Here is a 13,886-nt window from a genome sequence, read left to right as displayed (position 1 = left end):
CCTCCCTGAACGATAATAACTTACATACGTTCCGGTGTTTTCACTCCAAGCAAGGTGAGGATCTGATGAATCCGTTCACCTGACACTTGTGCTAGATAAAGTTTATACTCCAGCTCTTGCGGTTCACCGTCCAGAAAACGTTCATGATGATATAAACGATTGAATAATTGAGCCGTATCAATAACATACCTCGCGAGTATGGAAGGTTCTTTTAAACAGACTGCTTTTTCAAGATACTCCGGGTATCTGGAGAGATGCTTTAACAAATTCCAAGCAGCATCACTTATTGATATTTTATCTAACGATATAGAGGACCTTGTATTGCCCCCTGGAACGATTCCCTGTGCTTTTGTAAGCAGGCTTTGAATCCTCGCATACGTATATTGCACATACGGGCCTGTTTCTCCTTCAAAACTAAGCGCCTCTTTGAGTGAGAAATTAACTTCATTTAACCGATGATTTTTGAGATCTCCAAATACAATCGCTCCTATACCTACTTGCTCCGCTACCTCTTCTGCATTTGGCAGATTCGGGTTTTTTGAATTGATAATTTCACGTGCCCGCTGAACAGCTTCATCAAGAACCTCCTCCAGAAAAACGACTTTCCCCCGTCTCGTGGACATTTTGCGCCCTTCAAATTTCATTAAACCAAACGGAACATGGATGAAGTCTTCCGCCCAAGGCTCGCCCAACTTGCGAAGAACTGCGATGACCTGCTGAAAATGAAGCTTTTGCTCCGCACCGACTACATAAAGAATTTCATCTGCGCCCATTACTTCACGGCGATAAAAAGCGGTTGCGAGATCTCTTGTAGGGTAAATCGTCGTACCATCCTGCTTAATAATAAGACATGGCGGCAATCCTTCCTCTTCCAGCGGGACAACGAGCGCTTCATCGCTTTCGATAAGAAGACCCGACTCCTGGAGCTTTGTCACAATTCCTGCCGTTTTATCAATATAGAAGCTTTCGCCAAGAACATGGTCAAAGTCTACACCAAGACGCTTATACATCCGTTCAAATTCCTGCATACTGATCTTGACAAAATAATTCCACAACCTAGTGGCTTCCTCATCACCTTGTTCTAATTTGCGAAACCATTCTCTTGCTTCTTGGCTGAGCGTCTGATCATGCTCTTCTTCATCGTGAAACTTCACATATAGGTTAAGTGATTCTCTTATGGGCTCTTTGGCCAGTTTCTCGTCATCCCCCCATCTTTTATAAGCCGCGATTTGTTTACCAAATTGGGTTCCCCAGTCTCCAAGGTGATTTACATTTTCTACGCTGTATCCTGCGATTTCGTACATTCGATATAGAGCGGCACCAATCACTGTTGAACGAAGATGGCCTACTCCAAAAGGTTTAGCTATGTTGGGAGAAGACATATCAATGACTACTTTTTTCCCTTCTCCTATAGAAAGCTTCCCAAAGTCCGGATGACTTAACTGAGCGAATATAGCCTCGGCAGCAGTACTCCGCTGAAAAAAGAAATTAACATACGGACCCGCTGCCATTGCGGTTATCCCGGTTTCTTGAATAGAAGCTGCTAGTTCAGCTGCTATAATAACAGGTGATTTTTTTAGAGATTTAGCCAGCAAAAAACATGGAAAGGCAACATCCCCCATTTCAGGATGGGGCGGCTGTTCTAACATAGCTTCTATCTCTTGTGCAGTCATATCAACATGTAAATCTAAAATCCCAGCTATCTTTTTTGTTAACATCCTTACTACACTCCTTTAAAATTGGATATCAAAAAAAGCCCTCATCTCTGTTTATCAGAGACGAGAGCTATTATTCCCGCGGTACCACTCTATGTGAATAGATCAACCATTCGCTTCTGCAAAAAACATAACGAATAAGGAGTATCTATTCCCCTTATATGCGGGTAACGTCCACATGACCGGATACGCCTACTTCGATTTCGGCATACCATCTCCCAAGTGCGTTTCATACCAGATCCTGCATACCGGCTTCCACCAACCCGGTTCGCTAACAATACGGTGTCCTGGATTACTCTCTTGATCATCGATTGTATAATTTTGTAATATTATATATTTAGTTTCTGCAAAGCGCAACCTTTTCGAGGGATTATTTTTGGCTAAATTTCACGAAATCTTTGAATGCTTCTTCTTCCTCTATGAACGGATTATGATTTGATTTATTAAAAATCGTAAATTTGGCATCAGGTATTAATGTTGCTATTTCAATACCATATTCGACCGGACATTGTGCATCAAATTTTCCTGCAAACACGTAGACCGGAATATGTACCTTTTTTAATTGTTCACGATGGTCAAAGTTTTTAACTTCTACTTTTCTAAAATAATCAAGACTTCTCCCCATGGTTCGTCCACTATTTGGAAGTGTTAATGCTTGCTTTAGTTTTTCCTCGGAATGATACGACATTAAAGCCCATTCGTAGTTCAATTTTTTACGTTCTTCTTGTAAAGTATTTGGGTTATTAAGTAACTCCATAATTTCAATAATCCGCTGAAAATTCTCGTTTTTCGAACAGTACATGCTTCTTGGATGGCTAGCATATTCGTTACTTGCAGCGGTACATCCAGCAATTACTTTCATTAGCGAATGGGGTGCTTCAATGGCATATTGTAGTGCAAGCATTCCTCCCGTTGAATGACCTGCGAAAGCCCATTTTTCAAATCCTAACGCTTCTCTAATCGCTTCAAAATCTTTAACCATTTCTTTCAAGCTTAATTGACTATCGTGTTCAACTTTGGCGGAATTCCCCGCTCCCCTTACATTAATTAAATGCACCTTATATCGTTCAGTAAATGGACTCGCAAACAAATTTCCGCGATCATCGAAAGCCATATAGAAATGTGTAATTGCTAATGGTTCTCCTTCTCCACATATAAAATACTCAAATCGCCCCCTGCTCGTTTCAACAAAGTTTCCTTTCCACACGATAGCGAACTCCTTTCTGAGTTTCCTGCACCTTTAAGCTTATGTTAGAGACAAGTTTATAGTATTAAATGTAAATAGATAGGGATATTCTATAGAATCTCACAAAAAAAGCAGAACAAGGATTAAACTCCTTCTTCTGCTACTTCTCTTCCTCGCTCATATACAGGAAAACAACCCATCATACAGCCATGCTCATTGTTGAGCAGATCTCTGCACAGCGGCGGCAAGCTTCTGCACTACTTTGGCAATGAGTATGTTCAAATTTCTCACTTTCATTTGCACATTGTTCACAAGCTTTTACGACAAGAGCCAAAATTTCTTGTTCAAATACCGTTCCACGGCTAAGGGCTGCTGCTGCAAAACTGCAGATTTCGGCTGCTTCTTTATTATATTTCATGCTTTCACATAGGGAAGCTAGATCATATTCTTTTAAGCTGGATACATAGCATTTATTACACGCATTCATTGCTTCAATACATGCTGCAATTTTGGTTTGCTTTTCGATCTCTAAGTTTGTCAATGTCATTATGATATACCTCCGTGTATTCGCTATTTGTTCTTCTATTACCCGAAGAACGGATACGCTAATCAATATGCAATAGCAACCGCGAAAATTCGACCATTTATGAGATAATGTCTTCTTATGCTGTAAATTTCTACTCCCACTTAATTAAAGCCTCTGAGCATCTCCTGAGATTGTAGCCTTACTTATCTTACTATGCACTTACTAAGCCTCTTTGTTGCCTCTTCATAGTGAATTCACAAAATTGACCATGTATTTTATGATTACCTCTCTTTATGTGGGGTAATATGTCGAAAGTCCCTGTTTATGTCAAAGGACCCAGTATTGAAACACCTACTATTCACAGAAAGGGTGAGATTGAATGACATTCCATTATGAAAAAGGTGGTTCTCATGCTTCGATGATAACAGGTAGACCACCTGCTACGGGAACTCGCGGAGCAGTGACATCCCCGCATTATTTAGCAACCATCGCGGGCTATGATATCCTTCGACGAGGTGGACATGCAGTTGATGCGGCAATTGCAATGAATCTAACACTTTGTGTAGTTTATCCGCATATGGCGGGTCTTGGTGGAGATCTGTTCTCTTTACTGTGGGACAACAAGAAGAAGGAAATACGAGCACTTAATGGAAGCGGTTCTGCATCGAAGCTGGCAACTCGGGAGTTTTACAACGAGAGAGGGCATAAAAAGATTCCAAGCCGCGGTGTACTGTCAGCGATCACTGTCCCCGGTGCAGTAAATAGTTGGAAAACAATGCATGATGAATATGGTAAACTCCCTTGGGAGTCCCTGTTTGAATCAGCAATTTATTATGCGGAGCAAGGATTTCCTGTTTCACTAAAGCTCAGCCGATTTATTGAGCGGTTTCAAGATGAACTTTCAGAGCATAAAGAAGCTGCACGTATTTTTTTACCTGATGACAAACCCCTTGCGCCGGGCGAAATCTTAAAGCAAACAGATCTTGGACATTCGCTGCGACTACTGTCGAAGCAAGGAGCAAGTGTCTTCTACAAAGGGGAACTGGCTGATGCGATATGTGATGGCGTGAAGAAGGCGCGGGGAATGTTGTGCAAGGATGATTTCTCTTCTCACCAAGCACAATGGGAAGAATCTATATCTACAATGTACCGCGGTTATGAAGTACATCAAACACAGCCAAATACACAAGGTATGGCAGCACTCATGATGCTCAACTATCTTGAAGAATATGATATGAATGAGATCGGAGATCAGACACCGGAATACTATCACCTTATGGCAGAAGTGGCAAAGCTGGCTTTTACATTTCGAGATCGTTATGTAACAGACCCCCGAACGATAGATATTCCGCTTGAAGATTTACTAAGCAAGCAGCATGTAAAGGAAACGAGTGAACAGATAAGCAAAGAGACAGCTGCGGATAAAGAAGACCACTGGGACTTAGTTATGAATAGAGATACTGTATACATGGCTGTAGTGGACAGTGAAGGTAACGGGGTCTCTCTAATTGAGAGCATATTCCATGAATTCGGGTCGATGTTTATTCCAGAAGGCACAGGTATTTTACTCCAAAATAGAGGTTCATTCTTTTCACTCGATGAAGACCACCCTAACTCTCTTGAACCAGAAAAGCATACTTTTCATACGATTATTCCGGCTATGGCATTAAAGGACGGAGATCTCTTTATGTTGTATGGATCAATGGGCGGAGAAGGACAACCTCAGACCCAAGCTTCGCTTGTTACCCGTGTTATTGATTATGGATATGACATTCAGCAAGCGATTGAAGCACCACGATGGTTATACGGGAGAACCTGGGGAGAAAATACCGAATCCTTCAAATTAGAGTCGCGTGCGACGTCAGCCGTTTTCGAGGTATTAAAGACAAAAGGACACGATGTGCAGCTAGCTCCGGAATGGGCTGAAGAAATGGGACACGCTCAAGGTATTGTAATCAATAAGAACAAAGGCAGTCTTTCAGCGGGGGCTGATCCCCGAGGCGACGGCATTGCCCTAAGCTGGTAACAAGATTTGTCTATCTTAAAAAAAGGAGGACTATCGTTGGATCATCAACTTCCTATTACATTATCGTACTGGACGTTATCACTGTTACCGCTAATCGCACTTCTTGTTATGATGGTGTGGTTTAGCTGGTCTGGCGCCGTATCCGGTGGTATCGCTCTAGCCCTGTCGTTAGGTATTGCTTTTATTTTCTTTAACGTTCCGTGGGATACTGCTCTCGTTGGTATAGGCAAGGGAGTATGGGATGCGTTCTTTATTTTACTCGTCGTATGGCCAGCACTGCTCATTTATCAAGTGGCAGATAAAGCTGGTGCTTTCAAGGCGATTCGCAAAGGAATTGAAAAGTATAGTCAAAACTACCTGTTCCTCGTCCTGGCATTCGGATGGATATTTTCCTCCATATTGCAAGGAATTGCCGGCTTTGGCGCCCCTATTGCGATTGTGACTCCACTACTTATTGGGCTTGGAGTCAAACCCTATATGGCTATTGTTATCGCTTTAATCGGACATGCCTGGGGCAAAATGTTCGGTACCCTGGCAGTTGGATGGATGGCGACACTCAATGTTGTTGACATCGAGAATCAAACGGAATCATTACTCTATCATGGGATTTTACTATGGATACCAAATCTGCTAGGTGGATTTATGATTTGTTATTTATTCGCCAAGTGGAAGGGAATTCGCGCAGTGTGGCCCTTTGTCTTCGTTGTATCCCTGATTCAAGGAGGAGGACAATTAGCCTTGCTCCAGGTGAATCCTACAATCAGCGCCTTTGTTCCCGCAACATTATCTTTAGGTGCAGTCATTGTATTCTCACGCTTTACACGTTACAAAGAACGGAACGAAGAACTTGAAAATGCCAGTTCAATTTTCGAGAGTCCAGATGAAGATGATTCAGAGGTTAAGATGCCGCTTCATACTGCATTCATGCCTTATTATGTACTGACAGGTCTCTCGATCGCCATGCTCGGAGTTCCTTTTATATTAAAGTTTCTCGAATCTGTGGAATTTGGTTTTGCATTTCCAGAAGTGTCGACTGGGTTTGATTACACAACGGAGTCGGAAAGCGCTTACTCCCCTATCGCACCATTCACCCACCCAGGACTTTATTTATTCATTTCAAGTATTTTTGGCTACTTCTGGTACAAAACAAAAGGCCATTATAAATCCTTGACTAGCGAAGGAAAGAACCCCTTACAAGTAATCGGAAAAGGGACAGCATCCGAAGCATTAGGTGCATCCATGGCTATTATTGCATTTCTTACGGTGGCGCAGACGATGGAACATTCAGGTCAGACGAATGTGCTTGCTCTTGGGATTGCTGCTGTCTCATCACCTGTCGTATATGCTGCGCTTGCCAGCATGATTGGTGTAGCAGGTGCATATATTACTTCTTCCAGTACATCCGCAAATGTTCTATTTTCACCACTGCATGCTTCTGTCGTGGAATCCATGGATGGGTTAAAACTGGAACAAGTTATTGCTTCTCAATCCGCAGGGGGTGCGGTAGGTAACGTCGTTGCCCCAGCCAATATTATTCTAGGTACATCGACTGCTGGGATTAAGGGTAAAGAAACAAAAAAGATTTATAAACCAACACTCATTTTCCTTGGTATCTGTACTGTTTGTATATCTGCAGTCGCTGTGTTGTTCCACTTGATGTTTAATTAACTCTGAACTTTATAATGAAAAACATGCCCGCAGTCCGACTGACAAAGTCAGTTTCGCTGCGGGCTTTTCTTTTACGAGAATACTAAATCGAAGAATCCCGACTATTATCATGTTCTAGCTGCCGTAATGACTGCTCTATCTCTGTTTTTGAGAAATGTTCTCCGATAAAAACACCTACATCTTCTAAACGATCGCTGCTTCGGAGCTTCGTGAAATCTGTTTCACGATAAGCGAACTGGAACAAAAACCGGCTGTTGGTATCCGAAAAAGTAACAATTCCTTTTGCACGGTAGATATCTCTTGGCAACTGCTTTAGCCATGACTCGAACTGTACACTATTAATGGGTTTTGAGAAATAATGAGTATAGGCCATTACATGATCATGTGAATGAGTGTGACTAGATTCTGAGCTGTTATGACTCTCCTCTTGTGCGGATTCAGAACGGTGATCGGCAGACACGCCCGGAAGTTCATTCTCTCTTAAGATCGCTGTAGGCGGAGTGGCACAGTAGTTCGTCAGATGAATCTCAGCATGCGGATTCCATCTGCGTATACATTCTACCAGCTCCTGACGTTCCTCTTCCGTCACAAGATCAATTTTGTTCAGCAGCAATTGAGAAGCAGCACGAATTTGCTCTTGCATCAATCGGAACGTTTTTCCCTTCTGCTTCCTGTACGTATCTAGTAAGTGAATACTGTCTACAACAGAGATTAATTCCCTGATCTGAAGTTTCACATATAAGGACGTATCCGCAATCCCATCTAAAATTTCCACTGGATTTGCGGCTCCCGTTGCTTCGATCACAATCACATCGGGAGATGAACTCTGTACCAATTCCACGAGCTGCGGAGCAAGGTCACCTCGTACAGAACAACAAATACATCCTCCAAGTATTTCAGCCATGCTTACATCTTTTCCAATGATTTCACCGTCAAGGTTAACCTCCCCCAGCTCATTCATTACAACAGCAGGAGTCATTCCTTTACTTTTCCAATACGCAAGCAGCTTCACTAGTAATGTTGTTTTTCCGCTTCCTAAAAACCCAGATAAAATATATACAGGTATTGTCTTATTGTCCGTAGTTTGCTCGGGTGTCATCTTCATTCCTACTTCCTTCCCAACTGGTGCATTTCATTTTACTCAAAGAGTACATGATTCTGTTATTCATTAAGTAGCTGCTTCGTCTGTCTTACTACTATCTGACAAATATCCACTTCGTTTGCGTCTCGTGAAGTAATCGTCTAAAGTAGATTCATATCTTGAATTTGGAGGATTGATCTTTATGAATTCTGTCGAAGAGCACAAACAGAAGGCACCGCCTAGTGTAAACTGTATGGTCATTACGGTATCGGATACACGTACCTTAGATACAGATACTGGCGGACAGCTCATGCAGGAACTTCTCCTTACAAACGGCTACGCTGTTGTCGATTATATCATTATCCCTGATGAGACGGCTACTATACAGTCCGTGATTCATCAAGCGGTAATGAGAGATGATATCGAGGCTATTTTATTAACTGGGGGAACGGGAATTTCACCACGTGACAATACGTACGAAGCAGTACACTCTTTGCTCGACAAGGAACTTCCCGGATTCGGGGAAATATTCCGATACCTTAGTTTTACTGAGGATATCGGCACAGCTGCTATTCTAAGCAGAGCAGTTGCGGGTACAATCGGTTCGAAAGCTGTATTTTCAATGCCAGGATCGAGGGGTGCAGTCAAGCTCGCTATTACCCGAATTATTGCTCCAGAATTACGTCATGTTATGCGAGAGATATATAAAAATAGTTAACTAATTGAAATATAAAAGCAATTAACTAATTGAAATACAAAAACAAGGCAACTGTCGCTAGCATCCGTTGCCTTGTTTGTTTAATGAAAGTAGAAGCGAGCTTAGCTCATTCGTAAAGCTCTTTTTAAAAGTACCTTGGTAGTCTTCTTATTCTACGACAACTTCACAACGGTACGTCCTACCGCTTTACCATCCAAAATGCGACTTAACGTGGCTGGCAGTTCTTCCAGCGAAATTTCATTTACGCCCAGTTGCAGCGCCGATTTGGGTTTCCACTCTTTACCGAGATGTTTCCAAAGCTGAGCACGTCTTTCAGCCGGACAATATACAGAATCAATACCGATGAGCTGTACCCCGCGTAAAATAAATGGAATGACACTGGATTCAAACTGATAACCGCCTGTCATACCAGAGAGAGCCACGCCTCCCCCGTATTTCACAGATCCAAGCACACTCTGCAGCATTTTGCCTCCTACAGGATCGACTACCCCTGCATAACGTTCGGCAGATAGAGGACCTTTTCCCTTCTCATAAGCTTCTTCTCGCGTTATTACCTGCGTTGCTCCGAGCTTCTGAAGTAGTTCCTCTTCCTGTTCTTTCTTCCCTGTACTTGCGGTTACTTCAAAGCCAAGGGCTGACAGAATGGAAATCGCCATACTTCCAACACCCCCGCTCGCACCAGCTACAAGAACTGGACCGGAATTTTGGTTTATACCTGTCCGCAGGAGACTCTCTACTGACATCGCAGCCGTAAATCCTGCTGTGCCAATCGCCATCGCTTCTTTCGTTGTTAAACCCTCAGGAAGAGGTACCAGCCAATCTCCAGGTACTTTCGCATAAGGACTATAACCGCCAAAGTGTTTTACACCCAGTTCATAACCTGTGGCGAGTACCTTATCTCCTTTTTTGAATCTATCGTCTGATGACTGAGTAACGGTCCCTGCGAGATCGATCCCCGGAATAACAGGATATCCACGAACAACTTTTCCTTCTTCTATGCTAGCCAGTCCATCTTTATAATTGACACTGGAGTACTCTACCTTAATCGTAACATCTGCGTCAGGCAAGTCAGCTAATGTGATGGGTTCCAGCCCTGCCCGAAACCCATTGTCATCCTTACGAACCATATATGCTTGAAACGTCTGTTTGTTTACTTCGCCCATTTCTCCATCTCTCCTCTTTATCTATTCTTGTATCCTTTACCTGCACCATTGTTACATAACTTACTACTATTTTCCATGAGTTATATAACAACTGTATTTATTAAAATTACCCTATATATAAGGTGAGAAACGCATGGACCCCATTCTACTTCTATATGACTAAGTCCGTAGTATTTTGGCGGGAAATGCCAACTGGTGCGCTTTCCCGAGAAATAATTTTTAGAGAAATGAAGCAATTATTTCCCGGGTAAAAATCAATGAGTGTACTATAATCGAAAAAGGCCGCCTTTAGGGCGACCTTTTTAATAATTATCTTCACATGAATCAACTTCACAACTCATTGAAATTGAATCACTTATGAATTCATTTAGGAATGAATATAGTCCGAAATCATTTTTTGTTTTAAATTCCATGCAGCTGGGCTAATGTTTACCCGGTAGATTTCCGGATTTAACTTACGCAAGTATTCTGGCCAGAACATATTAATCTGCTCCCGATGATACTCGCGAATTTGTTCTAGCGTAGGAAGTTCGTACACTTTCTTTCCTTCGACAAATATAGGCTCAAGCATAGTAACCACATCGTAATTTTTAATCGTCTTTTTCATGTAAGGATGTACGGGATTAAATAATTGCAATGGTTCTTTCTGCTTAGGCTGTTCATCGTCAGGATAGCAGATATAATCAGCGATGGCTTTGTTCGTTTTAGGGTCTACAAGCCGGTACACTTCTTTTTTACCGGGAGTTGTTACCTTCTCGGGATTTGCAGAAATTTTGATTGTCGGCTGCATGCCCTCTCCTACTTCACGTTCTACTAACTTATAGACGCCGCCAAGTGAAGGCTGATCTGCTGCTGTAATGAGCTGAGTACCCACGCCCCAAGTATCAATCTGTGCCCCTTGAGCTTTTAGATTGAAGATGGTGTGTTCGTCCAGATCATTAGAAGCTACAATTTTAACATATGGAAAACCGGCTTCATCAAGCATTTTTCTTGCCTGAATAGATAGGTAAGCAAGGTCACCGCTATCGAGCCGAATCGCATTCATTTTCTTACCTTGGGCTTCCAGTTTCTTAGCTGTCTCAATGGCATGAGGCACACCGCTTCCAAGGGTATCAAACGTATCGACGAGGAGTGTGACCTGGTCTGGCATTACTTTTGCATAGGCATCAAATGCCTCCTGCTCACTTTCAAAACTTTGTACCCAAGAATGTGCATGCGTACCTGCTGTTGGAATACCAAACTGCTCTCCAGCAAGCATGTTCGACGTCGCATCAAAACCTGCTACATAAGCAGCACGTGCTCCCCATATTGCCGCATCCGCTTCTTGTGCTCTTCTTGTCCCAAACTCTAGTAATGTATTGTTGCCGGCAACTTGTTTAATTCGAGAAGCTTTGGTAGCGATCAGTGTTTGATAGTTCATAAAGTTTAAGATCGCAGTCTCAACAAGCTGGGCTTCCATAATATTTCCTTCGACGCGGACTAGCGGCTCATCCGGAAATACGAGTGCTCCTTCTTTCATTGCGTAAATCGTGCCTTGGAAAGTAAACTGCAGCAATTCTTCAAGAAATACCGGATCATAATTTTCCTCCTGGCTGGATAAATACGTAATGTCCTCCATTGTGAACTTGAGGTTACTAATATAATGTACGATCCGTTCAAGTCCTGCAAAAACGGCGTAACCATTTTTAAAAGGCAACTTGCGGAAATAAGCCTCAAATACGGCTTTGCGTTTGTGAGTTCCATTCACCCAATGCGCATACATCATATTAATTTGATATTTATCCGTATGTAATGCCAGGCTTGTGGTTTGCATCTGTCTCATCCTCTCAGGCCTCTTGTGAAGCCACAAACAATTTCATTGGTATGATTTACTCGGTATGCTTCGTCACGGTTGCACCCAGACTATTCTTAAAATGTCCTAGTGCCCACACATGACCTTCTGCATTAAAGCTTGCAGTTGCATCCTCATATACTGTGATGGAAAAACCTTTGTTGTATGCATCAACTGCAGTATGGAGTACGCATATATCGGTGCATACGCCAATCAAATGAACCTCGGTAATTCCGCGTTCACGCAGTTTCATCTCAAGATCCGTGCCCGCAAAGGCACTATATCGTGTTTTATCCATAAAATAAATGGATTCTTTATTGTGCTCGTACAATGTGCCGAGTCTGCCGTATAGTTCTCTCCCCACCGTATTTCGAATATTATGGGGTGGAAATAACGAAGTTTCAGGATGAAAGTCATCTTTCTCATCATGCAAATCAACGGCCATTACAACATAATCCTGCTGATTTATAAACTCTTTTGTAATGTCCACGACCCTTTCCTCAATAGCGATTGCGGGTTCCCCTACGGGTAAATTACCATCCACAAAATCTTTTGTGTAGTCAATGACGATCAAAGCTTTCATCCTTTTCACTCCTATTCTCTATTCTTTACGTATAAATGGATAGTCTTGGCCTCAAGTCAGTAAACCGGTAGAGCTGAGCAGGACGCTGAGAATACTGATTAGAGCTAAGCGGGTTCCCCTCTTCATCTCTCACTTCTTCAATAATTCCCTTGCGGCTTCTCGTTGAAGTAATTTTGCGAATGAAGTTTGGTTCCTCAAAATCAGGAACAACACTCTGAATAACCTGATATAACTCACTTAACGTAAAATGCCCAGGCAAAAATTGCCTTGCAATGGTTGTTTGCAGCATCTGCTCTTGTATCCTTCTATAGGCATCTTCTATGATCGTTCGATGATCGAAGCCAAGTTCCAACTTTTGCAGTGCTTCTTCGATGGTAAATAGCCCTACTTCTTCGGCGTCATCTGTTGCTTGCCTATGTTCAAGCATCCACTCTTCCACGAGAGCAAAAAATGCATGAGAGATAATCCAACCGCGCGGATCTCTTCCTGGTTGACTATATACCCCAAGATACTCTAGATGTCCGCCATCTACACCGGTCTCTTCCATGAGTTCACGTTTTGCTGCATCGTAAATAGATTCATTCTCTTGACAGAATCCGCCTGGCAGTGCCCATTTTCCAGCAAACGGCCAAGATTTACGTTTAATCAGCATCACCTTCAGCTCTCTAATAGGAAGAGTCTTGGTAACCGTCTTACGCTCACGCTTCGTTAATGTAAACATGACAATATCAGCAGGTACACCATCAGGTGTCCGATACTTCTTTTTGGGAAGCATACGATCCGGATCATTGTCTTCTGCAAAATGGTTGATTTCTTCGTTCATCTATTATCACCGCTATGATTTCATTTTGATATTTTCATTATGACATCATTATCTTGTTTGTCAACCATATCCATATGAAGGTAAGCTAATCCTGCCTACTACTTATTTTTAGGTATAACTAAACGGAAGGAAGCTGTAGCCATGCAGCCCAACACGCCATCTGCGTTTTTTACTTCTGCTCTTGTTGTTAAACTTCTTCCCGCTTCATGAATCACTTCAGCGGTTACCAAAAGTTCCCCTTCATGCATCGGTGCTAAATAATGAACGTTTAGATTTGTAGTAACACAGTTATCACTTTGTTTGCTCGCTACCGCTACCATACCCATGGTTTGATCCATTAGGGATGATAAGACTCCTCCATGAATGATTCCCATAGAATTCGTATGTTTTTTCTCCGCAATCATAGAAACCGTAACTTTGTTTTCTGTAGCTTGGATCAATTTGCAGCCTAATAGTCCCCAAAAGCGGTCATCAGCATCTTGAACCATCTGTTCGATTATCTTCATTGTGTAACTCCCCTCATGCTGTTCGTGCTTTAGAATACCCTGTATTCTATGCTCTACTCT

12 protein-coding genes and 1 other annotated feature are annotated in these 13,886 nt (G+C 42.4%); of the genes, 3 read left to right on the top strand and 9 right to left on the bottom strand.

The annotated features are described in order from the left end of the window. Nucleotides 1-20: 20 nt before the first annotated feature. From argS to PV403_RS04900, 3 genes are all read right to left on the bottom strand, one after another. Complete coding sequence (gene argS / locus PV403_RS04910) at nt 21-1,718, bottom strand: arginine--tRNA ligase (RefSeq protein WP_213532631.1); 1,698 nt, start codon at nt 1,716-1,718, stop codon at nt 21-23. Between the two features lie 53 nt (nt 1,719-1,771). Continuing rightward, nucleotides 1,772-2,032: a binding site (T-box leader), on the bottom strand. Between the two features lie 53 nt (nt 2,033-2,085). Beyond that, the gene (locus PV403_RS04905) at nt 2,086-2,922 is read right to left on the bottom strand and encodes an alpha/beta fold hydrolase (RefSeq protein WP_213532630.1); all 837 of its coding nucleotides are present in this window, start codon (nt 2,920-2,922) and stop codon (nt 2,086-2,088) included. A 178-nt stretch (nt 2,923-3,100) separates the two neighbouring features. Next, nucleotides 3,101-3,448 (bottom strand): four-helix bundle copper-binding protein, encoded by a 348-nt coding sequence (locus PV403_RS04900; protein ID WP_213532629.1) that lies wholly within the window; start codon nt 3,446-3,448, stop codon nt 3,101-3,103. A gap of 358 nt (nt 3,449-3,806) precedes the next feature. Here PV403_RS04900 and ggt point away from each other — a divergent pair, with 358 nt between their 5' ends. Continuing rightward, nucleotides 3,807-5,453 (top strand): gamma-glutamyltransferase, encoded by a 1,647-nt coding sequence (ggt, locus tag PV403_RS04895; protein ID WP_213532628.1) that lies wholly within the window; start codon nt 3,807-3,809, stop codon nt 5,451-5,453. A gap of 36 nt (nt 5,454-5,489) precedes the next feature. Then, nucleotides 5,490-7,121, top strand: a complete 1,632-nt coding sequence (locus PV403_RS04890) for an L-lactate permease (protein WP_213532627.1) — start codon at nt 5,490-5,492, stop codon at nt 7,119-7,121. A gap of 82 nt (nt 7,122-7,203) precedes the next feature. On the opposite strand, the gene PV403_RS04885 is transcribed toward PV403_RS04890, so the two are convergent. Beyond that, a complete protein-coding gene (locus PV403_RS04885; RefSeq protein ID WP_249717197.1) occupies nt 7,204-8,226 on the bottom strand; it encodes a CobW family GTP-binding protein in 1,023 nt (340 codons plus the stop codon). Nucleotides 8,227-8,398: 172 nt separating this feature from the next. Here PV403_RS04885 and PV403_RS04880 point away from each other — a divergent pair, with 172 nt between their 5' ends. Beyond that, nucleotides 8,399-8,920, top strand: a complete 522-nt coding sequence (locus PV403_RS04880; protein WP_213532728.1) for a MogA/MoaB family molybdenum cofactor biosynthesis protein — start codon at nt 8,399-8,401, stop codon at nt 8,918-8,920. 152 nt (nt 8,921-9,072) lie between these two features. On the opposite strand, the gene PV403_RS04875 is transcribed toward PV403_RS04880, so the two are convergent. The 5 genes from PV403_RS04875 to PV403_RS04855 all read right to left on the bottom strand — a co-directional run bounded on the left by PV403_RS04875 (nt 9,073) and on the right by PV403_RS04855 (nt 13,826). Continuing rightward, nucleotides 9,073-10,083 (bottom strand): acrylyl-CoA reductase family protein, encoded by a 1,011-nt coding sequence (locus PV403_RS04875; protein WP_213532626.1) that lies wholly within the window; start codon nt 10,081-10,083, stop codon nt 9,073-9,075. A gap of 367 nt (nt 10,084-10,450) precedes the next feature. After that, complete coding sequence (locus tag PV403_RS04870; RefSeq protein ID WP_332083802.1) at nt 10,451-11,896, bottom strand: nicotinate phosphoribosyltransferase; 1,446 nt, start codon at nt 11,894-11,896, stop codon at nt 10,451-10,453. Nucleotides 11,897-11,951: 55 nt separating this feature from the next. After that, the gene (locus PV403_RS04865) at nt 11,952-12,497 is read right to left on the bottom strand and encodes a cysteine hydrolase family protein (protein WP_213532625.1); all 546 of its coding nucleotides are present in this window, start codon (nt 12,495-12,497) and stop codon (nt 11,952-11,954) included. A 25-nt stretch (nt 12,498-12,522) separates the two neighbouring features. After that, nucleotides 12,523-13,320: an NUDIX domain-containing protein gene (locus PV403_RS04860; RefSeq protein WP_213532624.1), complete on the bottom strand. Its 798-nt coding sequence runs from the start codon at nt 13,318-13,320 to the stop codon at nt 12,523-12,525. 98 nt (nt 13,321-13,418) lie between these two features. Beyond that, nucleotides 13,419-13,826: a PaaI family thioesterase gene (locus tag PV403_RS04855; RefSeq protein WP_213532623.1), complete on the bottom strand. Its 408-nt coding sequence runs from the start codon at nt 13,824-13,826 to the stop codon at nt 13,419-13,421. Between the last annotated feature and the right edge of the window lie 60 nt (nt 13,827-13,886).

The sequence above is a fragment of the Paenibacillus sp. GYB006 genome, assembly GCF_036577645.1.
Taxonomy (GTDB): domain Bacteria; phylum Bacillota; class Bacilli; order Paenibacillales; family Paenibacillaceae; genus Paenibacillus.
The sequence above is the reverse complement of the archived record's forward strand: the minus strand, read 5'-3'. Positions and strand labels throughout refer to the sequence as shown.

Excerpts from the sequence above, each read along its gene's own strand:
- PV403_RS04860 (WP_213532624.1), bottom strand. The coding sequence starts at position 13,320 with ATGAACGAAGAAATCAACCATTTTGCAGAAGACAATGATCCGGATCGT.
- PV403_RS04870 (WP_332083802.1), bottom strand. The coding sequence starts at position 11,896 with ATGCAAACCACAAGCCTGGCATTACATACGGATAAATATCAAATTAAT.
- PV403_RS04885 (WP_249717197.1), bottom strand. The coding sequence starts at position 8,226 with ATGAAGATGACACCCGAGCAAACTACGGACAATAAGACAATACCTGTA.
- PV403_RS04900 (WP_213532629.1), bottom strand. The coding sequence starts at position 3,448 with ATGACATTGACAAACTTAGAGATCGAAAAGCAAACCAAAATTGCAGCA.
- argS (WP_213532631.1), bottom strand. The coding sequence starts at position 1,718 with ATGTTAACAAAAAAGATAGCTGGGATTTTAGATTTACATGTTGATATG.
- PV403_RS04865 (WP_213532625.1), bottom strand. The coding sequence starts at position 12,497 with ATGAAAGCTTTGATCGTCATTGACTACACAAAAGATTTTGTGGATGGT.
- PV403_RS04855 (WP_213532623.1), bottom strand. The coding sequence starts at position 13,826 with ATGAAGATAATCGAACAGATGGTTCAAGATGCTGATGACCGCTTTTGG.
- ggt (WP_213532628.1), top strand. The coding sequence starts at position 3,807 with ATGACATTCCATTATGAAAAAGGTGGTTCTCATGCTTCGATGATAACA.
- PV403_RS04875 (WP_213532626.1), bottom strand. The coding sequence starts at position 10,083 with ATGGGCGAAGTAAACAAACAGACGTTTCAAGCATATATGGTTCGTAAG.